The sequence below is a fragment of the Nocardia sp. NPDC024068 genome (genome assembly GCF_040638875.1).
In the GTDB taxonomy this organism is placed as follows: domain Bacteria; phylum Actinomycetota; class Actinomycetes; order Mycobacteriales; family Mycobacteriaceae; genus Nocardia.
Genome location: NZ_JBEZYU010000002.1, coordinates 94,752 through 116,056, shown reverse-complemented (window position 1 = coordinate 116,056; position 21,305 = coordinate 94,752). Strand labels below are relative to the sequence as shown.

The window sequence follows — 21,305 nt, the reverse complement described above, 5'->3', positions numbered from 1 at the left end:
TGTGCGCGTCTATTTCCGGGGCAGGCCGAGGACCAGGGTCGCGATCGTGTTGAGCTGGATCTCCAGCGTCCCGCCGCCGATCACCCAGGTGGGGATATCCAGTTCGTGATGCACCGGTTCGGAGACCGCTTCCCCGAGCGCCGCGGCCGGGCCGATGAGATCGAGCGCGGCCGCGGCCGCGTCGGTGTGCAGCATCGAAGCGGCCGCCTTCGCGATACTCGTCGCCGGGCCCACCGGATGACCGTCGAGCCGCCGGATCGTTTCGCGCAGATTCATCGCCGAAATGGCAGCGCCGCGTGCGCTGATCCGTCCGAGCGTACGCACCGCATCGCCCCGCTCACCCGCGTACTCCTCCCGGTCCATGATCCCGCGCAGCCGCGCGTTGTGCCCCGGGTCCCGGACCCCGCCGATGAACAGCCGCTCCTGGGCGAGCGTCTCCAGCGTCAGCGCCCAGCCCTGGCCCGGCTCACCGAGCACCATCGAATCGGGTACGAAGGCGTTGTCGAAGAAGACCTCGTTGAATTCGGCGTCGCCGCTGGCCTGGGTGATGGGACGGACCTGCACCCCGGTGCCGTGCATATCGACCAGGAACATCGTCAGCCCGCGATGCCGTTGCGCGTCCGGGTCGGTGCGGGCGAGCAGCAGGCCCCAGTCGGAACGGTGCGCGAGGGTGGTCCAGATCTTCTGCCCGTTCAGTTCCCAGCCGCCGTCGGCCCGGGTGGCACGCAGGCTCAGGGACGCGACATCGGATCCGGCCTCAGGTTCGCTGAACAGCTGGCACCAGATCTCCTCGCCGCGCAGCGCCGGCGCCGCCAGCCGGGCCAGCTGGTCGGGGGTGCCGCGCTGGAGCACGATCGGCACCACCCACTGCCCGATACCCATGGAGGGAGCGGGGATGCCGTGCCGATCGTATTCGTCCTGCAGGATCAGCTGTTCCAGCGGGCCTGCCTCGATTCCGTAGGGCCGGGCCATCGGCGGTGATACCAGGCCACTGTCGGCCAGCAGGGTCCGGCGCGGGCCGGTGTTCACCGAATCGTGGTCCCCGATCGTCGACGAATTCGGATTGGCCAACTCGGCTGCGCGATCCAGGACCTCCGAAACCCAGTCGCGGAAAGTCGCATCGTCCTCCGGTAGCGGGACGGCGAAGTTCCGCGGACCGTGCAGGGCCGCTTCGCCGAGCCGCTGTTCCCAGGTTCCCACCGGTCCGGCGAGGCCGGCCAGGGAAATGGCCCGGCGCCAGTACAGGTGCAGATCGTGCTCCCACGTGAAGCCGATGGCACCGTGCAAACCGAGGCATTCCACAGCCGCGTGGACCGCGTTGCCCAGGGTGGTGAGCGCCGCCCCGGCCACCGCATGGGTTCGCTGCCGCGGCTCGTCGTCGAGTCCGCGCACCGCGTCCCACGCCGCGGCGGTGGCAAGTTCGCTGGTGATCAGCAGTTGCGCGGTGCGGTGCTGCACCGCCTGGAACGCGCCGATCGGCCGTCCGAACTGCCTGCGGGACTTCACATATTCGGTGGCGGTGTCGGCGCACCAGCGGATCACCCCGGCGGCTTCCACCGCGGCGAGCGCCACCGCCAGGGCGGATACCCGGTCGGTGTCGAGATCGACGGATACCGCGCCGGATACCTCCTGGAGCCGGACGGCGCCGATATCGCGACCCAGATCGGCGGCATCCTCGACCTCGACGACCATCCCCGCTGCCGTGCGGTCCACGACGAACCACCGCACGTGCGTGTCCGCGGTCGCGGCGACGAGGAACAGTTCGGCCGCGGCCGCGCCGAGGACGACCCGGGCCGAACCGGTCAACACCGGGTTCGCGGTGGTACCGCCACGGGCGATGCCGTGCTCCGGCAGGATCACCGCCGCCGTGGCGCCCGATGCGAAGCGCCGCAGCACGGAGTCGACGGGGTCCGCGCCGGCGGCCGGGGCGAGCGCGGCGCTGGCGACCACCGTGGGCAGCAACGGGCCCGGTAGGAGCGAGCGGCCCGATTCGGCGAGTACCACAGCGAGGTCGTCCAGGGTCCCACCCTGCCCCCCGACGGCCTCGCCCAGGTGGATACCGGGCAGTCCGAGCGCCACCAGGTCCGGCCAGAATGTGGGCAGCACACCCTGTTTCAGCTCGTCGGCGTACTTGCGCGTGTATTCGCGACCGGCGTGGCGGCCGGCGAAACCGGCGACGGTTTCGGCCAGCGCCGCCTGGTCGGCGGTCAGGGCAACAGGCACGGTTCTCATTCCGGTCGGGGGCTCGGGCATATCCCGGACCATGGCCCGGGGACCTTCAGATTAGAACACGTTCTACACCGGGCGCGGGGATTCCGGGTTCCCCGCGCCCACCCGGCGGCGCTCCGATATCAGATCACCGCACCCACGTCCTGGACCACCAGGTTGTCCATGGCACGTTCGGCCACCGCGGCGATGGTCATCGACGGGTTGCAGGCAGCGGCGTTACCGGGCAGCAGCGCCCCGTCGAGGACGTAGAGACCACGCTGCCCGAGCACCCGGCCGTCGAGGTCGCAGACCGAACCCATACACGCGCCCCCGAGCGGATGCCAGGTCGAGGGGAACGCCCGGTTGGTATCGCCCACCACCGAGGCCGCCCCGGCCACCTTGTGCACGGTCTTCTCGATATGGCCGTACTGAATGTCCGCATCGCCGTCCGCGGGCCACGACAGCCGGGCGGTTTCGGCCGCGGAATCGTAGACGAATCGGCCGCGGGCCTCACTCACGCCGTATCCCACCAGCATCGTGGTGCGGGCATCCATCCCCAGCGGCGGGATCGATGCCTGGATCACAGTGTGGGCGGTCGCGGGATCACTCCAGTTGAGGCTGCCGTAGACGACGGGTCCACCCTGTTCCGGCCCGAAATCCTCGGCCAGGTCGGTCCAGGTGTAGATCCGGTCGGCGTTGGTGCCCCAGCCGGCGCCGAGCTCGTCCGGCAGATCCGGGACCAGCCCCTTGCCCGACGCCCGCATGAGCAGACGGGTGGTGTTGAGGCTTCCGGCGGCCATGACGAGCGCATTGGCCGTGAGGATCTTCTGCTCCAGAACCCGGGCCGATTCGTCGGTGCGGTCGACGTGGACGATCCAGCGACCGTCGGGGCCGCGTTCGATATCGGTCACGTTGTGCATCACCTGCACATCGACCAGTCCGGTCGCCTCGGCTTCGGCAACGTAGGTGACATCCACGGAATGTTTGCCACCGTTGTTCACGCCGAAGGCGCCCGCACCGTTGGAATAGGACGCCTTCATCTCGCCGCGCGTTTCGGCGAGTGCGTAGTTCCAGTCGATCGGCATCGGGATCTTCGACACCGGAAGCCCGGCGGCCGCGGCGTTCCGAGCGAAAACCCGCGCCGCCTTGTAGTTCGGATGCGCGATCAGTTCGTCCGGCGCCACCGCCAGTTGCAGCATCGAGGCGACACGCGGGTAGTGGACGCGGTCCATCAGCCGCCAATCCAGTTCCTGCGGGAAGTGGGTGTTGAACACCGCTTCCGCCGGCTGCAGCGACATCCCCTGGTAGAGCAGTGAACCGCCGCCGAGGCCGGCCGCGCACAGCGCGGTCATATTCTCGCCGACCACCGCGTCGAGCAAACCCGTGTAGGGCTCGAGAGCTACCGGCCTGCCGAGCACCTGGGGCGCCGACCCGTACCACAGCAGCCGCTTGTCGGGATCGAGCGGATTACCGAAGGTATTGGCGTCGGGCCCGGTGGCCCAGCGTTTTCCGCGTTCGAGTAGCAGCACGGGGACACCCGCCCGAGCCAGACGCAGGGCAGCGATCCCACCACCGAAACCCGAACCCACCACGATCACCCGGTGCTCTTCGCGCACCATCGGAGTCCGCCGGCGCGGGGTCCGCACACTGTTGTCCGCCGTCGCGACCGCCGCGCCGGTCAGCGTGATACCGGCCGCCGCCGCGGCACCCCCCAGAAAAGTGCGCCGTGAAATTGCGGACAAGAGCGACCTCCGAACCAGCCGTGCACACGACTCCGCGCAGGCGCACCGCCGCTGCCTCACCCCGGACGCAGCGGCCGGGTAGCCGACAACGGAGTGCCCGCGAAGATTTCGCGGGCGGGCTCAAAAGTAGATACATGTCACAGCCGGTGTCAAGAACCTATCGGTCGATTGCCCAATTACGCCCCGAGTCGCCGCCGACCCCTATCGCACCAGCTCAGCGCACTGATCCACGATGGGCTCCAGGCGACATGGACACCTGTCCAGCGCAGGTGGGGAGGCTATTCTCGGCGTCAGCGGGCGACTTCGAGTTCGGCCTTCAGCCGATCGAGAGTGCGCCGGATATTGCCTTTCTGGAATTCGGCGAAACCCCGCTTTCCGGTGGCGATCCGGTCGAACCACAGGGCCGGCGTATCCGGCCAGGTGGTGCGGTCGTCGAACCAGGTCTCGGTGATCCGGGTTCCCCCGGCCACGGCCACGAACTCGTACTCCCAGGTCGCCACGGCCACCGGCAGCAGCAGTTTCCCCACGCCCCAGCGCCGTACCTCGAACCGGAACAGGCTCGGCCGTACCGCCTCGGTCACCGTGCATTCGGTGTGCCACCGCATCGGTCCCCGGCGATTGGCTCCTACGAACGTCATACCGGGATAGGCCGGCGCGCCGGGGTCGGTCACCACCGCACCGGTGTTCTCCGGACTCCACCGGCCCATCTGCGTCACATCGCTCACCGCGTCGTAGGCGGTATCCGGATCGACCGCCACCACGACGCTGTCGGACACCCGCGTGGTCCGGCTTATGTTCACCACTGCTGCAACTCCTTACCGATCCCGTATTTCATCAGCGGGACGATGGTGCCCCGGACGAAGTCCCGCGCCGCCCGCTCATCGTCGAAGTCCACGCCGGCAATCGGCGTGAGCATCAGTGAATGCGCCATCCGCGCGACCAGTTCGGCCACCGGGCGCGGGTCGTAGCGGGCGAGCAGGCCCTGCTCCTGGGCGGCCTGCAGCACGCCCGCGATGTATTCGATGCCTTGGGAGACCATCTCCTGGCCGCGCACGGTATAGAACCCGAGCGCGTCCTCCGGCGCCACCGACAGCAGCTGTGTCACCAGCGGATGGGTCCGGGTGAGCCGCAGGACGAACAGGACGGTTTCCTCGATCTGGGCGTCGACACCGGAGGCCGTGGCGGCGATCGTGGAGGCCTCCGTGAGCACCCGGCCGATCTCCCGGGACAGCGCGGCCTCGATGAGATTGTCCTTGCCCGAGAACCGCCGGTAGATCGTCACCCGATTGATCCCGCAGCGACGCGCGATATCGTCCAGGCTGCTGCGCCGAATGCCGACCTGCAGGATCCGAGCCAGCGTCGCGTCGAGGATCCGTTCATCGACTTCGTCATAGCTGCGAACCATATGGCCGGAGTATAGACCGGGCCTCAGGACGTCACCCCTGGTCACCGGATGGCAGCATGGGCAAGGAGAGCGGCCACCGCCCGTTCCGCGCTCTGCGCCGCGCTTTCCATCGTGGCCGACCAGTCGGTGCGCGTCCAGTCCCCGGCGAGCATCAGGGTGGGGACCGAGGTCCGCTGATCGGGCCGCAATCCGTCGGTGCCCACCACCTGCGAGAAGGTGGCCTTGGGCATTTTCACCACATGCGCGTGCACCACATTCGCTTCGGCCGCTTCCGGATAGTAGCGGCGGATGAGTGCCACCTGTTCCTCGATGATCTCGTCATTGCTCTTGTGGATCTGCTCGTAGGCGCCGCTGGTGGTGAGACAGTACAGCCACGAACCGCCGGGGTCGCGATCGTGCATCCGCTGCCGGTCGAAGACCTCGTCGATCACCCCGGTCCCGCCGATCAGCGCCTCCATAGCCGATTTCGTGGCGAGGGGGCGGTCCAGGTAGAGGTTGGTGCTGACGATGGGCGTCACGTTCAGTTTGTCCGCGGCGGCATAGATCTCGGCGTGTTCGGGGAGATCGTCGAGCAGACCGTGGATACCGGTGTTGGGCACCGCGCAGACCACGGCATCGGCCGGGATCTCGGTGCCGTCGTCCAGCACGACACCGGTCACCGCCCCCTCGGTGACGACGATCCGGCGGGCCAGGGTCCGGAAACGCACCCGCACCCCGTATTTCTCGAATACCCGTTCCGCACCGGTGATATAGAGCGTGTCCAGGTCCACGGTGGGATATCCGATGGTGACACCCACCCGGTCGCGGAGACCGATCCGGATTCCGGTGGCCAGCACATCGGCGAAGATCTTGGCCGATTCGCGGTCGACCGGCTCGGCGGCGATACCGAGCGCCAGCCAATCCCAGAGCGCCTCCCGTGCTTTCGCCGGCATCCCGACCCGTTGGAACCACTGCGCGGTGGTGAGATCGGCCAGGTCGGCGGGCTGGAACAGGGCTTCGCGGCCGAGGCGCGCGGTGGCACGCAGGGCGCGCAGCCGGTCGAGCAGTCCGGCGTCGGGATGGGCTCCGAGCACGGTACGGAGGGCGCCGATCCCGCTGGTGCGCAACGGCACCGCGCGCCCACCCGGCCAGCGCAGCGTGCCGCCGCCCGGGAACTGCACATACTCGCGGGTCCCCACACTCTCGAGATACCGGAACAGGCTGCGATATCCGCTCGCCACGACATGCTGACCGTTGTCGGGAACGTCGCCGACCTCCGGGACACGCATCGCCTGGGTGCGCCCACCCAGCCGGGTGCGCCGTTCCAGCACCGTCACCTGTTTACCGGCCTCCGCCAGCCACACCGCGGCCGCGAGCCCGGCCAGGCCGCCACCGATCACGACATATCGGCGCGGGTCGTTGCTCTGCCGCTCCCCGGCTTCCTGGGCATCCATTGACACAATGTAACGCATTCCATACATTCGTTTCATGGGTTTCGACGACAACGGCGTAGCCGTTCCCAGCCGCCATCCCGCCGCCCCGGTCAAGGTTCCCGGGCTGCGCCCCTTCGCGATGCTGATGGGCATCGGCGCACCGGATTCCGCCCAGTGGGAGGCCATGGGCGCCTCCCTGCTGGTCGGTGACGAACCGATGGACTCACTGGTCGACTGGATGATCGCCACCGGGATGGCCGCGACCCGGCCGCTCTTCGAACGCGCCCTGCATTCCGGAATCGACAGCGTCCCCGACGCCCCGGCACCACTGCGGGATTTCTTCACCACCGTGGAAGCCACCCCCGCCTGGGTGGACACCGAACTGGTGTCGCACGGCGAGCGGGTCCTGCGCCGCGGCGGCTACGACGGCCTGTACCTGGCGCGCGACGTCTCGTTCCTCGGCGGATATCTCGCGTCGGGATTCAACAAGACCCTCTTACGCACCGGCGCGCTGGAGAAGGGGCCTGCCCAGCGTTTCGCCGAGACCATGCAGTGGGCGCTGGACGTGCAGAACGGCATGGCGAAGTTCGGGCCCGGATACCGCTCCACCCTGCACGTTCGTTTCGTCCACTCGCTGGTCCGCCGCCATGTCGCCGCAATGCCCGATTGGGACGGCGACGCCTGGGGGTTGCCGATCAACCAGACCGATATGGCCGCGACCCTGGTGGGTGCCCTCATCGCACCGTTCATCGGCGGAATGGCCATGGGAATCCTGCCTTCCCACGCCGACCGCGAGGCCGCCGCGCATCTCGCCCGATACGTGGGCTGGCTGATGGGCGTCACCGACGAATGGCTGCCCACCGGGTTCCGGGACAGTGTCCGGATCCTGTACCACTGCATGTCGTCGATCACCAATCCCGACGAAACCACCCGCCGCCTGGCCCTGCCCATGGCCGACGATCCCCTCACCTGGAACTACCCGAATCTGCCCTGGCTGCGCGGCCGGATCGCCCGCGCCCAGCATCTGTCGATCGCCAGTATGTATCTGGGCCCCGGCGCCATGCGGCAACTCGGACTGCCGCCCTATATGCCGCCCTGGTACCCGCTCCTGCGCCTGCCCGTGAATCTGGCCCGCAGCGCGGCGGTCCGGATCAGCCCCACCGCCCGGCGCCTTGCCGAAGCGCGCGGGATACGGGAACAGGAGGCATTCAAACGACTCCTGGTCGGCAGCGGCCCCGCCGAGGTCGGGCGATCCGCCCATCACCTCCAGGAGACGGCGTAGCGCACCGGGCCCGGATTCGCCCGGCCTCGAACATCGCTGGGTAGCCTGAGGGCATGCCCCATGGTGACGCGCGTGCCTGACCCCGCGAATTCCGAACCCGCCCGCCGCTACCGGCGCGGGCGGCTGTCCGGCATGGAGAACAGGGTGATGACCGCACTCACCCGCGCGGGTTTGATTCCGTACTCCTACCTGCTCACCACCCGCGGCCGCCGGACCGGGCGGCCCCGGCACAATCCGGTCCTGCTCGTGGACCACGACGAGCGTCAATGGCTGGTTGCCCCCTACGGCGCCGTGGGGTGGGTGCACAACGCCCGCGCCGCGGGCCGGGTGACGCTCACCCGGCGCCGCCGCAGCCGCGATTACGCCATCCGGGAGGTCTCGGCGGACGAGGCCGGCCCCGTGCTGCGGCACTACCTCGAGATCGCCTCGGCGACCCGCGAGTACTTCCGGGCCGAACGCGGAGACCCGGTCGAGCGGTTCGTCGCGGAAGCCGGACAGCATCCGGTGTTCGAACTCACCCCGCTGTGACCGCAGCTCGCGGAAACCTGTTGTGCCGCGCCGGGTCTACTGCGAGGATCGCGGGTCGTGGATGACTACCGGACACTGGTCGACAGAATCCGCGGCACCCTGGTGGGCGGCGCGATCGGAGACGCCCTTGGTTGGCCGATCGAATTCCGGTCGCTGACCGATATCCGGAACGGGTACGGCGATGCCGGGATCACCGGGTTCCTGCCCGGCCCGGATCCCGCTGCGCCGCAACAGATCACCGACGATACACAGATGACGCTGTTCACCGCCGAGGGGCTGCTGCGCTGCCCACCCGGCCACGATCCGGTTCCGGTGCTGCGGCGGGCCTATCTGCGCTGGCTGGCCACCCAGGAGGAACCGCGACCGCCCGGACGGCCCGACGGCTGGCTGGCGGGCCTGGGGTTCCTCTATGCGGTCCGGGCTCCGGGAAATGCCTGTATGAGCGGGTTGCGGCGCCAGTCCGCGACCTACCTGGCGCCGCAGCCGTTCGGGGAACCGGGGCCTGTGAACGCCGGGTCCAAAGGCTGCGGAACGGTGATGCGTTCGGCGCCTTTCGGTCTGGTGGCGGCCGGTGCCCGGGTCGCCTTCGAGACCGCCGCGCGCTGCGGTCAGCTCACCCATGGCCATCCCACCGGTTATCTGGCGGCGGGGGCGCTGGGCGCGCTCGTCGACCGCCTGGTCACCGGATCCACGTTGGCCGAAGCGCTGAGCGAGACCGGCGAGATACTGGGCGCGGCCCCCGGAGCCCGGGAAACGATCGGCGCGCTCGCCCGCGCGGGCGAGCAGGCGGCGGCCGGGCCCGCGACACCCGAACGGGTCGAACAGGTCGGCCAGGGCTGGATCGCCGAGGAATGTCTCGCCGTCGCGGTGTACTGCGCCCTGCACGCCGAACGAACCGGTGATGTCCGGGGCGCACTGCTGCTCGCGGTGAATCATTCCGGCGATTCCGATTCCACCGGCGCCGTCGCCGGAAATCTCCTCGGCGCCCGCCACGGGCTCGCCGCGCTCCCATCGGAGTGGGTGGAATCGGTGGAGGGCCGGGATGTGGCGATTCAGGTGGCCGACGACCTCGCGGTGGGTTTCCACTACGGGGAGCGGCAGCGGCTCGGCGGCCGCTATCCACTCGATACCGCACCGGCCGGCTGAGCCCGCGACCAGCACTATCAACGATACTTCCATGAAAAGTCGCGTTCGGGCCCGTCCGGTCGCTATAACGTAGGCCGGGTTATGTCCGGCGCGTGTCGCCGGGCGACACTGCACCGAGAAGGACGGAAACCATGGAGATTCAGGGATCACGGGCAATCGTCGTCGGAGGGGCCTCCGGTATGGGTCGCGCGAGCGCCGAGGCCCTCGCCGCACGCGGTGCCAAGGTCACGATCGTCGACCGGACGGCCGCCGAAGGCACCAAAATCGCGGCCGATCTGGGTGGTTCCTTCTTCGAGGCCGATGTCACCGATCACGCGGGCGTGGAATCGGTGCTCGCCGAGGCGGTGGCCGAACTGGGCGGCCTGGATATCGCCGTCAATACGGCCGGGGGCGGGATCGCCAAGCGCACCCTCTCCAAGGACGGGCCGCATGATCTGGAGTCGTTCACCCAGATCATCAATCTCAACCTGATCGCCACGTTCAATCTCAACCGGCTACAGGCCTGGCATATGAGTCAGGGTGAACCGAATGCCGACGGCGAACGCGGCGTCATCGTCAATACCGCCTCCATCGCCGCTTTCGAAGGACAGATCGGGCAGGTCGCCTATACCGCCGCAAAGGCCGGGATCGCCGGGATGGCCCTGACCATGGCCCGCGACCTGGGTTCGGTGGGTGTGCGGGTGCTGGCCATCGCCCCGTCCCTGTTCGACACCGGGATCCTGGCGGGTGTGCCGGAGGAGATGGTGACCCCGCTGGTCGCCGGCAACGCGTTCCCGAAGCGGATGGGGCGGCCGGAGGAATACGCCAAACTGGCCTGCGCCATCGTCGACAACGCCATGCTCAACGGCCAGTGCCTGCGACTGGATGCCGGGATGCGGTTCGCACCCAAGTGACCCGCGCTCCCCGCCACGAAGCCGGTGCCCGCGCCGGCCGCGCGGCGGGTTCCCGGGGCCACCGGAGGCCGTAGGGGCGCCGCCGACCATAATGGACCCGACGGTAGCTCGAACTCCGCGGCTCGTGGCCGCACTTCGCACCACTGGAGGTGGCCATGACGCTGGAAGCCGTGCGGCCCGCGGAATCGATCGCCGACCGGATCGGGCTCGAGCGTCTGGAGGAGTTCCGGTTCCGCGGTCGTATCCACGCAGGCGCACCGCAACGCAGTTACGGCGGGGAGGTCGCGGGCCAAGCGGTCCTGGCGGCCGGCCTCACCGCACCCACCGACCGGCCCATCCATTCCGCGCAGACCTATTTCCTGTTGCCGGGCGACACCACGGTTCCCACCGATTTCGTGGTCGAACCGGTCCGGGACGGCGGTTCCTTCTCGACCCGCCGGGTGGAGGCCGTCCAGAACGACCGGGTGATCTTCACAATGCTCGCGTCCTTCCACCGGCCCGAGGACGGCCTGGCCCATCAGATCGCGGCGCTCGACACTCCCGCCCCCGAGGAGGTGCCGGATATCGCGGAGGTGTTCGCCGGGCATCCGGCCGCGCTCCAATGGACCAGCCATTTCCTCGACGCGCTCGGTATCGACGCCCGCTTTCCCGACCCGCCGGCCCGGGCCCACGCCATGCGCGGCGAAGCCTCTTCTCCCCGGCAGCGGGTATGGCTGCGAACCCGGCAGCCCGTTCCCGATGCCGGACTCGAGCAGGCGGCCTGCCTGATGTATCTCAGCGATCTGCTGTTGCTCTCGGCGACCACCGGCCCGCACGGTGACGCACTGGAACACGTGGACCTGCAGGTGGCCACGATCAACCATTCGATCTGGTTCCATGCGCCGATCCGGGTCGACGAGTGGTTCCTGCACGACCAGTACGGCCGCTGGTCCGGCGGGGGCCGGGGGCTCGCGCACGGGGAAGTGCTCGATCAGTCCGGCCGGCTCTGCGCGACCACCATGCAGGAGGGACTCATCCGGCCCCGCCGGCCGCGGTAACCCGGCGCCCGGTCCGATATGAATCCCGGCTACGAGGCGTCGCCGGTGGCGTCCGTCGCCGGACCCACCGCACCGCTCACCGGCGCGTCCGGTCGCGGCGATTGCGCACCGGGGGCGAAGGCGACGCCGGTCAGTTCCTCGGCGATCCCCCACAGGCGTCGGCCGGCCCCGGGGTCCGACGCACCGGGCGGCGTGGCCAGCAGCTCGGGCGGGCCCACCAGGCCCCACCGCTTGTCCGGCCCGTAGAACCCGGCACCCTGGACCTCGGGGTCGAGCGCCGCCCGCAGAATCGACTGGGCACCGGCCTCGGGCGTCTGGGTGACCAACCGGGCCAGCGTCATCACGATATCGCTGTACGCGATACGGACCAGCAGGCTCTGGTCGCGCAGGATCGTGGACCGCACCCCACCGGGATGCGCGCCCACCGATATCGCCCGCGAACCGGCGGCGGCCAGCCTGCGCTGCAATTCGACCATGAAGGTCATGGACGCCGTTTTCGATCGCGAGTAGGTGATCAGCCGTCCGAAACTGCGCTCGGATTGTAGATCGTCGAAATCCAGTGCCGCGCTGCGTCGCCCGTGACTCATACTGCCCACACCGACGATACGTCCGGCCGGGGCCGCGGTGATCAGATCCGCCAGCCGGGCGGTCAACGCGAAATGGCCCAGGAAGTTGATACCGAAATCGCTTTCGAACCCGTCGACGGTCAACGTCCGCGTTCCCGCCACCACGCCCGCGTTGTTGACCAGCAGGTCGATTCCGGGCAACTCGTCGTGCAGGCGCCGCGCACATTCCGCGACCGAGCTCAGATCGCCGATATCGACATGCACGGTCCGGACGTCGGAACCCGGTTCCGAATTCTCGATATCGGCCTCGGCCACCGCAGCGGCGGCATCGTTACGGCAGGCCAGCACCACCGTCGCCCCACGGCGCGCCAGGCCACGGGCCACCTCCAGCCCGATCCCGGTGTTCGAACCGGTCACCACTGCGGTGCGGCCCGACTGATCGGGTGCGTCCGCCACTGTCCACGGTTTGTTCGACGAGCTCACGGCACCTATCCAGTTCCAGCACGGTCTACGCCGCCCACCGTGGATATCGTCGGGGGGCAGCCGGTCCAGCGAAAAGTATAAGACAATTCTCGTTCACGAGAACCCTATTTCCGCCAGCGGCTGCCTAGCCCACAGTGCGGCAGACCGAATCCGCCGTACCCACCGCGTGTTACGAAACCTCCGGCTTTCGCGCGACCCCGCCGAGGATCAGCCCCTCCTCCGGAGTCGCGGGCGAGCGCGCCGGACCGGAAGGCCACCACTGATCCAGCGGCACCACGCCCGGCTCGACCGGCTCCAGGCCGTCGAAGAAGGACATGATCTCCTCCCGGCTGCGGAACCAGCCGGTACCCAGGCCGCGCTCCAGGAATCGCCGCTCCATCTCCCGGGCGAGCCCGTGCTCGGGAGATCCGGCACCCGGATCCCAGAAATGCGTAATCGCCACGAACGATCCGGGGCACAATGCCTCCGCGCAGCGCGCGACGATCTCCCGCGGGCGCTGCGCATCCTCGATGTGGTGTAGCACCGCGCCCAGGATCACAGCGACCGGCCGGCCGGGATCCAGATAACGCCACACCGCCGACTCCGGGGCCAGCAGCAACGGATCCGTGAGATCACCGCGCAGGTAGACCGTGTCCTCGTTGGTTTCCATCAGGACGCGTCCGTGCGCGCTGACCATCGGATCGTTGTCCAGATACGCCACCCGCGCCCAGGGATTCACCAGCTGGGCGATCTCGTGCGTATTGCCGACCGCGGGCAGACCGGCGCCCGCGTCCAGGAACTGCTCCACTCCGACGATGCCGCCGAGATAGCGGATCACGCGGCGTAGCCAGGCGCGGTTACGGCGTGCCATGGCACAGACACCGGGCGCGACCTCGCGCACGGCGTCCAGCACCGCGCGGTCGACCTCGAAATTGTCCTTGCCGCCGAGGCCGGCGTCGTAGACCCGCGCGATGCTCGCGCGGGACGTTTCGACGCCGACCGGCGACCGGCCGGTGGATGACGAAATGAACGGTGTATCCGGCATCGCTGTCTCTCTATCCGGTTGTCCTGGGGTACACGATCGACAGGTAGGGCTCGACAGGTAGGACGACGGGGAGTCTCCGAATTGATCGCTGCCGGAGGCGATCTCTCGAGAAAAGATTTTCGAACTCTCCATTTATACTGGTAGAGGGAGTATTTCGAATCCGAGTGTCGGGACCGTCTCGATTCCGCCGAAGCCGCCAACGCGCCGCGGGCCACGTTCTATCGTTGTCCTCTACATATGTGCGCGAGGGCCGGCCGTCGCCACCCGCGCGCGACCCTGGATCACCGAGCTCGGAGACCGCTCATGAGCACTACCGACAGCGCCCCGGTCACCCCTCGCCGCCACCACCGGCTCGATATCTCCGAACCGGACTTCTGGGCGCGGGATTTCGCCACTCGCGACGAGACGTTCGCCCGGCTCCGCGCCGAACCCGGTCTCACCTGGCACGCGCCGCCTCCGGCACTGTTCCCCCACGACGAGCCGGGCTACTGGGCGGTGACGCGGCACCACGATATCGCCCATATCAGCCGCCACCCCGAACTCTTCACCTCCACGCTGGGTATCAGCATGGATCCGATGCCGGTCGAACTACAGCGGCCCACCACATTTTTTCTCATGATGGACCCCCCGCAGCACACCCGGTACCGGAAATTGATCAGCTCTGCGTTCACCCCGCGCCAGGTGCGGCGGATCGAATCTCAGATCGGCGCCAACGCCACCGAGATCGTGGACGAGTTCCTGGCGAAGTTACGTGACGGCGAGCCGGTCGACTTCGTCGACAGTGTGTCGCGCATGCTGCCGATGCGCACCATTTCCGACATGATCGGGATCGAAGGGGGGCAGCGGGAGGCGGTGGCCTATGCGGCCGAGGCCATGTTCGGTTCGAGCGACGCCGAATACGCGAGCCTGGAGGAACGCGGCGAGTTCTTCCTGGCCCAGTTCGGCATCCTGCACCGGGCCGGAACCGATCTCGCCCGGCATCGGCGTCTGCGGCCCCACGACGATCTCATGTCGGCCATCGTCTCCGCCGAGGTCGACGGCCACGGGCTCACCGACGAGGAACTCGGGGCGTTCATGGTGCTGTTGGCCTCGGCCGGGAACGACACCACCAAGCAGACCACCTCCCATGCGTTCAAGGCCCTCACCGAGCATCCCGCCCAGCGGGAATGGCTGCTCGAGGATTTCGACGCCCGGATCGGCGGCGCGGTCGAGGAATTCATCCGCTGGGGGTCACCGGTCATGCATTTCGCCCGGCACGCGGTCGCCGATACCGAGGTGGCCGGCACGCGGATCCGTACGGGCGAGAAGCTGGTGCTGTTCTATTGTTCGGCCAACCGCGACGAGACCGCGCTGGACGATCCGCATATCTTCGACATCACCCGCACCCACAATCCGCATTCCGGATTCGGGGGTGGCGGTGCGCATTTCTGCCTGGGTGCCTGGCTGGCCCGGATGCAACTGCGTCTGCTGTTCCGCGAACTGCTTACCCGGACGCCGGAGGTGACGCTCGGCGAACCGGAATACGTGCACAGCGATTTCATCCACGGCATCAAACGCATGCCGGTACGCCTCCGCTCATAGGACCTCCCGGACGGATCGGCCGGGGCGGCGCGAGCCGGACCCCGGCGGACGGATAGCGATCATCCGTCGCCGCGCGACGCGGCCCACTACGCTGAGGCCGACCGACCATCCAGAGAGGAATCATTCTATGAAGACCCGGCTGAACTGCCCCTGCGGCGAGCACATCACCGGCAGCACCGAGGACGAGCTGGTCGAGGTGGTCCAGAAACACCTCAAGGAGAACCATCCCGGACACGACTACACCCGCGACGAAATTCTCTTCATCGCCTACTGACCGCCCGACCGGCGGCCCGCAGCCCGGCCGATGATCCCGCGGCGGATCACGGCGCGGCGCCGCCGCGCACCGGTTGCCGCCGCTCGCCGGCGGCAACCGCGGCACAGGCATACCGGGCCCATCGTGGTATATGGATCTGGGCGGTATCACCTGCCGGGAAGGATTCCATGGACGACCACACACTCGCCGCGACCCTGGCGAAAGAAGCCGGCGAACTCCTGCTTTCCATCCGCGATCTGGGCGGCCGGGTCGGCGATCAGCGCTCCGACCGGCTGCTGCTCGAGCGGCTGGCCGAGGAGCGTCCGGCGGACGCGGTGCTCTCGGAGGAATCACCGGACGACCCGGTGCGTACCGAACGGTCGCGGGTGTGGATCGTGGACCCGCTCGACGGGACCCGGGAGTACGGCGAACCGGGTCGATCGGACTGGGCGGTGCACGTGGCCCTCGCGGTGGACGGGGAACCCGTGGCCGGTGCGGTCGCACTGCCCGCCGAGGGTACGGTCCTGCACACCGGACGGCCGCCGATCCTGCCACCGCCCCCCGCACCGGGCACCGTCCGGGTAGCGCTCTCGCGGAGCCGGCCCTCGTTCGAGGTCCGGCAGCTGGTCGCGCGCCTGTCGGCGATCCCGGTGCCGATGGGATCGGCGGGCGCGAAGGCGATGGCCGTGGTGCGAGGCGCCGCCGATATCTACGCCCACTCCGGCGGGCAGTACGAATGGGACTCCTGTGCTCCCGTCGCGGTCGCGGCGGCGGCCGGGCTGCACGTCTCCCGGCTGGACGGGTCGCCGCTACGCTACAACCGGCCCGACCCCTATCTCCCGGATCTGTTGATCTGCCGGCCGGAGTTGGCCGATATCGCTCTCGAAGCGTTGACCGGATAGGCGTTCGCGGGATCAGAATGGTCGGACGTATCCGAAACGACAGGAGTGGTTCAGTGAGCGGTCGACTATCCGGCAAAGTGGCCTTCGTGACCGGCGCGGCACGTGGTCAGGGACGCGCGCACGCGGTCCGGCTGGCCTCGGAAGGCGCCGATATCATCGCCGTCGACCTCTGCGGGCCGCTGCCGCCCGCGGTCCCCTACGATTCCGCGACGCCGGACGATCTCGACGAAACCGTCCGCCTGGTGGAGGGCACCGGCCGCAAGATCATCGCCTCCGTCGTGGACACCCGCGATCTGCCTGCCCTGCGCGCCGCCGTCGACAACGGTGTCGAGGTGTTCGGCAGGCTCGATGTGATCGTCGCCAATGCCGGGATATGCATCCCCGAACCGTGGGACGCCATCACGCCGGCGTCGTTCCAGGCCGTACTCGATACCAATGTCACGGGTACCTGGAACACGGTGACCGCGGGAGCGCAGCGGATCATCGACGGCGGGCGCGGCGGGTCGATCATTCTGATCAGTTCGGCATCGGGCGTGGCCATGCAACCGTTCATGGTCCACTACACCGCCAGTAAGCACGCGGTCACCGGTATGGCGCGGGCACTCGCCGCTGAACTCGGTAAACACTCGATCCGGGTCAACAGTGTCGCCCCCGGTCCGGTCGCCACCCCGATGGGATCCGGGGATATGGTCGGCGCGCTCACCCGCGCGGCCGAGACCAACGGCCTGCTGGCCAATATGAACACCCCGCTGCTGCCGGAGGGTGTCGCCCTGCCCGAGGACATCTCCGAAGCCGTGTGCTGGCTGGCCGGTGACGAATCCCGATTCGTCACCGCGAGCAGTATTTCCGTCGACCTGGGCTCTTCGCAGTACTGAGCCGTCACGGGATCGCCGCACCCCGGGCGCCGGACCGGGGTGCGGCGAGTACGTGCCCGGGCAGGTGGCGCTGCCGGAAAAAGCCGAGGAAAATTCCGATTACCACTTTCCGAGAATGGCATTATCAGGCAACCTGGGTACTGCCGTGAACCGATCCGCGGCATCGTGACGAGAGCAAAGGGACGCCGATGAAATCCAAGGGTGCATTGATCTGGGATTACGCGCAGCCGTGGTCGGTCGAGGAGATCGAGATCGGCGACCCGCAGCAGGGTGAGGTCAAGGTCAGGGTGGAGACGGCGGGGCTGTGCCAGTTCGATCAGCGTCTCGCCAGCGGTGATGTCCCCACCGCGGAATTCCCGATCCTCGGTGGCCACGAAGGCGCCGGTGTGATCGTCGAGGTCGGCGCCGGAGTAGAGCAGCTGGCCGTGGGCGACCACGTGGTGTTCTCCTTCATCCCGGCCTGCGGACTATGCCAATCGTGTCTATCCGGGCATCACAACCTCTGCGACCGGGGGCAGGACCTGCTCACCCGCGGCGCCGTCTCCGACGGCACCTTCCGGATCCACGCCCGCGGCAAGAATGTCCATCCCACCTCACTGATCGGCGCTTTCGCCCCCTATGCGGTGGTGCACAGGAGTTCGGTGGTGAAGATCGACCCGTCGATCCCCTTCGATATCGCCTGCCTGGCCAGCTGCAGCGTCACCACCGGGTACGGCGCGGTGGTCAATACCGCGACCGTCCGGCCCGGTGAGGATGTCGCAGTGATCGGGGCGGGGGCGGTCGGCACGGCCGCGGTCCAGGCCGCGGTCATCTCGGGTGCCCGGCGGATCTTCGCGATCGACCCGATTCAGAGCAAGCTCACCCAGGCGGCGAAATTCGGCGCCACCCACACCTATTCCGATATCGACAGCGCGATCGGCGGGATAGCGGAGGTCACCGGCGGCCAGATGTGCCGGACAGTGATCGTCGCGGTGGGCCGCTGTGACGGCAACGATCTGGCGAAATGGATGCGGATCACCGCCAAGGCGGGTAGTTGTGTGCTGGCCGCTACCGGAGATGCCGCCGAAACCAATCCACGGATGAACCTGTCCTCGCTCACCTTCCAGCAGAAGAGCCTCTGCGGCACGCTGTTCGGCGGCGGCAACCCCCAATTGCTCATCCCGGAGGTGCTCGCGCTCTACAAGCTCGGCGATCTCGGCCTCGGCGAGATGATCACGCGTGAATATTCCCTCGAGCAGATCAACGAGGGTGTCGCGGACATGCTCGAGGGCCGCAATATTCGCGGACTCATCCGGTTCACCGACGCCGACCGCTAGCACGCGCGGCCGGCATCCGGCCGGAACCCGGTCAGAAGACGACCCGGCTCACCGCCTCGGCGATGAGCGCCGGTTTCGCGCCGCCTTCGATCTCGACGGTGTGCTGCACCACCAGTTGCAGCGCGCCGCCGGACACCTCCTCGGCGTTCGCGAGCACGGCGGTCGACCGGACCTTGGCGCCCACCGGCACCGGGCTGGGAAACCGGACCTTGTTCGAGCCGTAGTTGATCCCGAGCTTCGCGTTCTCGAATCCGAAGATCTGCGAGGCGAGCAGCGGCAGCAGCGACAGGGTCAGATACCCGTGCGCGATGGGCCCCCCGAAGGGGCTCTCCCGCTTCGCCCGCTCGACATCGACGTGGATCCACTGGTGGTCGCCGGTGGCCTCCGCGAACTGATCGACCATCTGCTGGGTGACCTCCACCCAGTCGCTGGTTCCGAGGGTTTCCCCCACTCCGCCGAGGACCTCGTCCTTACCGGTGAATGTCCGCACAGTTGTCTCCTTCGATCCCGTGCCGCGCGCTGTCGCGACATCGCAACTCACCTACTAGGTATTCCGCACTTCGCCGCCGAGTTCAAGCCCCAATTGAGACATTTTTGAAGTAAGTCGCAAATTGGTGTTGCTGTGGCCACCTCATCAGTCAATTCGTACGACCGTTATGCTGCGGTCTGGTCGTCACCGGCCCCCCGATCCGACCGCCCACCGCGACCAGCGAGGTCCGGGGCCGCCCACGGTGGCGGTGTACCCGCCGGCAACCCAGGAGACCCGCGTCCGTTGACAGTTCTCACCTTCTGCCTCGTCTCGGTCGCCGGATTCTTCGCCGGACTCGTCGGGTACGTCACCGGGATCGCCTCCCTCATCTCCTATCCGGCGCTACTGGCCGCCGGACTGTCCCCGGTATCGGCCAATGTGACCAATACCGTGGCCATGGTCGCGGTCGGCGCCGGATCCACCGCCAAGGCGGGAGCGGCCGTGGGCGGCAACCCGCGGGCGCTGCTGCTGCACGCGGGCTGCGCCGCCCTCGGCGGTATCGGCGGCGCCGCCCTGCTGCTGACGACCTCGTCCGAAGTCTTCGAGGCCGTGGTACCGGTACTCATCGCCGGCGCTTCGGTCAGCCTGCTGCTACAGCCGAAACTCCGCGAACTCGCCGATGGCAGATCGTTCCCCCGGCTCTACCCGCTCGCCACCGTGGCGGTCGGACTCTACGGCGGCTACTTCGGCGCCGGGGTCGGCGTCATGTTCCTGGCCCTGATCCTGGTGTGCACGTCCGAGACGATCTGGCGTGCCAGCATCCTGAAAAGTGTGCTCACCGGCGCCGCGAATCTGGTGGCCGCGGTCGGCTTCGCCGTATTCGGCCCGGTGCACTGGCTCGCCGCGGCCGCGATGGGGATCGGCGCCTTCGCCGGGGGCTGGTTCGGCCCGCCGCTGGTCGCCCGCCTGCACCCCGGCGCGCTGCGCGTCGGGGTCGCGGTGTGCGGGGTCGGGCTGGCGGGATGGCTCGCGTTCAGCTGATACCCGGCGCCGGCCTGATCACGCGCCGAGAAAACTCTTCAGGCGGCGTTTCTCGGCTTCGAGGGCGGTGGCGAAGGCCTTGCTCTTCGGGGGACCGTCCACGAAGCCCACCTCCACCGCACTGTCGCGCCCGGAGCAGGTGGCCCAGCCGATCACCCGGTCCCGCCACAGCATCGGCATCGCGTAATAGCCGCGGACCCGCTTGGCGACGGGTGTGTAGGCCTCGAAACGGTAGTCCCAGCCCCAGATCCGGCCGAAGCGGCGGCGGTCCCAGACCAGGGGGTCGAAGGGGGCGAGGAAGCGGACCCGGGCGGGGGCTTCCCGGTCGGCGACGGGTAGGTCGGAGGGCCACAGGTAGCGCACGCCGTCGACCACGGTGGCGGACAATTCGCCGGTGGCCAGGAGTTCGCGCAGAGTGGCCGAACCGGTCGCTCCGCCGATCGAGCGGAGCGCGCGGTTCACCGTGGCGGAAAGGGTGGGCTCGGCGGCGGGGGCGAGCGTGCGGGCGATCCGGAGGGCGAGCACGCGACGGCGCTCGGCCGGATCCAGAACCTGCTCGGGTTCCGGCGCCGTCTCGTAGCGGCGGATACCGGACACCCGGTCGGCGACCCGCAACAGCCCGTACCGGTGCAATTCCTCCAAGGCCACGGTGGTCGCCGAGGACGTACCGCCCCAGGCGTTGACGACTCCACGATGACCGAAATGCGCCTGTAGATCCCGCGGATGCACCACGCCTCGTTCCCGTACGAACGCGAGCACATCGGCGGTACGAGCGTCGTGCGGGAAGGCGCCGTTCACCGCGCGCGGGTGGACCCGGGGATGCAGTACCGGACGCAACTCCGGAACGGTGTAGCCGTAGGCGTAGACGAGGTCCTCGTCGATACCGAGCGCGCGGTAGCGCCGGTCGAGATCACCGGCCCGGTATCCGCGGACCCGCTGCCGCAGGATCAGATCCTGGGCGCGGGCCGGGGAGCGGATCGGATCGGCCTGAACGAACTCCATCTCGGCGAGGACCTCCGCGAGCGAGCCGGGGGTCCGCGGCAGCGACCAGGCCACCGCGTGGGAACGCAACCATGCCAGCGACATACGGCGAGGGTAACGGCGGGCTCCGACACCCGCGCCGGGTCCGTGCCCGGGCGTAT

At 68.6% G+C, this 21,305-nt stretch carries 20 protein-coding genes; 11 read left to right on the top strand and 9 right to left on the bottom strand.

The features are described from left to right. Positions 1-9: 9 nt before the first annotated feature. The 5 genes from AB0F41_RS03405 to hpnE form a co-directional block, all read right to left on the bottom strand. Positions 10-2,232: an acyl-CoA dehydrogenase gene (locus tag AB0F41_RS03405; RefSeq protein WP_357421428.1), complete on the bottom strand. Its 2,223-nt coding sequence runs from the start codon at positions 2,230-2,232 to the stop codon at positions 10-12. Between the two features lie 119 nt (positions 2,233-2,351). Further along, entirely contained in the window at positions 2,352-3,950 is a 1,599-nt protein-coding gene (locus AB0F41_RS03400; protein WP_357421090.1) for a GMC oxidoreductase, read from the bottom strand. 290 nt (positions 3,951-4,240) lie between these two features. After that, complete coding sequence (locus AB0F41_RS03395; RefSeq protein WP_357421089.1) at positions 4,241-4,753, bottom strand: SRPBCC family protein; 513 nt, start codon at positions 4,751-4,753, stop codon at positions 4,241-4,243. After that, a complete protein-coding gene (locus AB0F41_RS03390) occupies positions 4,747-5,355 on the bottom strand; it encodes a TetR/AcrR family transcriptional regulator (protein ID WP_357421088.1) in 609 nt (202 codons plus the stop codon). The genes AB0F41_RS03395 and AB0F41_RS03390 overlap by 7 nt, the downstream gene beginning before the upstream one ends. Before the next feature lie 41 nt (positions 5,356-5,396). Then, positions 5,397-6,806 carry a hydroxysqualene dehydroxylase HpnE gene (gene hpnE / locus AB0F41_RS03385; RefSeq protein WP_357421087.1) on the bottom strand — a complete coding sequence of 470 codons (1,410 nt, stop codon included), beginning with the start codon at positions 6,804-6,806 and terminating at the stop codon, positions 5,397-5,399. Between the two features lie 16 nt (positions 6,807-6,822). On the opposite strand from hpnE, the gene AB0F41_RS03380 reads away from it, so the two are divergent. The 5 genes from AB0F41_RS03380 to AB0F41_RS03360 all read left to right on the top strand — a co-directional run bounded on the left by AB0F41_RS03380 (position 6,823) and on the right by AB0F41_RS03360 (position 11,653). Next, on the top strand, positions 6,823-8,049 hold the full coding sequence (locus AB0F41_RS03380; RefSeq protein ID WP_357421086.1) for an oxygenase MpaB family protein: 1,227 nt from the start codon (positions 6,823-6,825) through the stop codon (positions 8,047-8,049). A gap of 72 nt (positions 8,050-8,121) precedes the next feature. Next, on the top strand, positions 8,122-8,577 hold the full coding sequence (locus AB0F41_RS03375) for a nitroreductase family deazaflavin-dependent oxidoreductase (protein WP_357421085.1): 456 nt from the start codon (positions 8,122-8,124) through the stop codon (positions 8,575-8,577). 57 nt (positions 8,578-8,634) lie between these two features. Next, positions 8,635-9,723: an ADP-ribosylglycohydrolase family protein gene (locus AB0F41_RS03370; RefSeq protein WP_357421084.1), complete on the top strand. Its 1,089-nt coding sequence runs from the start codon at positions 8,635-8,637 to the stop codon at positions 9,721-9,723. 131 nt (positions 9,724-9,854) lie between these two features. Beyond that, on the top strand, positions 9,855-10,616 hold the full coding sequence (locus tag AB0F41_RS03365; protein WP_357421083.1) for an SDR family NAD(P)-dependent oxidoreductase: 762 nt from the start codon (positions 9,855-9,857) through the stop codon (positions 10,614-10,616). Positions 10,617-10,771: 155 nt separating this feature from the next. Continuing rightward, entirely contained in the window at positions 10,772-11,653 is an 882-nt protein-coding gene (locus AB0F41_RS03360) for an acyl-CoA thioesterase domain-containing protein (protein WP_357421082.1), read from the top strand. Between the two features lie 29 nt (positions 11,654-11,682). Here the strand turns inward: AB0F41_RS03360 and AB0F41_RS03355 are convergent, their stop codons facing one another. Both AB0F41_RS03355 and AB0F41_RS03350 read right to left on the bottom strand, forming a co-directional pair. Next, positions 11,683-12,702, bottom strand: coding sequence for an oxidoreductase (locus tag AB0F41_RS03355; RefSeq protein WP_357421081.1), 1,020 nt, complete (start codon positions 12,700-12,702; stop codon positions 11,683-11,685). 169 nt (positions 12,703-12,871) lie between these two features. Then, the gene (locus AB0F41_RS03350) at positions 12,872-13,726 is read right to left on the bottom strand and encodes an SAM-dependent methyltransferase (RefSeq protein ID WP_357421080.1); all 855 of its coding nucleotides are present in this window, start codon (positions 13,724-13,726) and stop codon (positions 12,872-12,874) included. Between the two features lie 303 nt (positions 13,727-14,029). Between AB0F41_RS03350 and AB0F41_RS03345 the strand changes: the two genes are divergently transcribed. The 5 genes from AB0F41_RS03345 to AB0F41_RS03325 all read left to right on the top strand — a co-directional run bounded on the left by AB0F41_RS03345 (position 14,030) and on the right by AB0F41_RS03325 (position 18,653). Continuing rightward, positions 14,030-15,307: a cytochrome P450 gene (locus AB0F41_RS03345; RefSeq protein WP_357421079.1), complete on the top strand. Its 1,278-nt coding sequence runs from the start codon at positions 14,030-14,032 to the stop codon at positions 15,305-15,307. Between the two features lie 127 nt (positions 15,308-15,434). Then, positions 15,435-15,581 carry a DUF1059 domain-containing protein gene (locus tag AB0F41_RS03340; protein ID WP_357421078.1) on the top strand — a complete coding sequence of 49 codons (147 nt, stop codon included), beginning with the start codon at positions 15,435-15,437 and terminating at the stop codon, positions 15,579-15,581. A 167-nt stretch (positions 15,582-15,748) separates the two neighbouring features. Continuing rightward, positions 15,749-16,462: a 3'(2'),5'-bisphosphate nucleotidase CysQ gene (locus AB0F41_RS03335; RefSeq protein WP_357421077.1), complete on the top strand. Its 714-nt coding sequence runs from the start codon at positions 15,749-15,751 to the stop codon at positions 16,460-16,462. Between the two features lie 53 nt (positions 16,463-16,515). Then, positions 16,516-17,337, top strand: a complete 822-nt coding sequence (locus AB0F41_RS03330; protein ID WP_357421076.1) for a mycofactocin-coupled SDR family oxidoreductase — start codon at positions 16,516-16,518, stop codon at positions 17,335-17,337. 188 nt (positions 17,338-17,525) lie between these two features. Next, positions 17,526-18,653 carry an NDMA-dependent alcohol dehydrogenase gene (locus AB0F41_RS03325; protein ID WP_357421075.1) on the top strand — a complete coding sequence of 376 codons (1,128 nt, stop codon included), beginning with the start codon at positions 17,526-17,528 and terminating at the stop codon, positions 18,651-18,653. 31 nt (positions 18,654-18,684) lie between these two features. Here AB0F41_RS03325 and AB0F41_RS03320 read toward each other — a convergent pair whose 3' ends face one another. Beyond that, complete coding sequence (locus AB0F41_RS03320) at positions 18,685-19,143, bottom strand: MaoC family dehydratase (protein ID WP_357421074.1); 459 nt, start codon at positions 19,141-19,143, stop codon at positions 18,685-18,687. A 282-nt stretch (positions 19,144-19,425) separates the two neighbouring features. Between AB0F41_RS03320 and AB0F41_RS03315 the strand changes: the two genes are divergently transcribed. Continuing rightward, complete coding sequence (locus tag AB0F41_RS03315) at positions 19,426-20,163, top strand: sulfite exporter TauE/SafE family protein (RefSeq protein ID WP_357421073.1); 738 nt, start codon at positions 19,426-19,428, stop codon at positions 20,161-20,163. A gap of 18 nt (positions 20,164-20,181) precedes the next feature. On the opposite strand, the gene AB0F41_RS03310 is transcribed toward AB0F41_RS03315, so the two are convergent. Next, entirely contained in the window at positions 20,182-21,249 is a 1,068-nt protein-coding gene (locus tag AB0F41_RS03310) for a crosslink repair DNA glycosylase YcaQ family protein (protein WP_357421072.1), read from the bottom strand. Between the last annotated feature and the right edge of the window lie 56 nt (positions 21,250-21,305).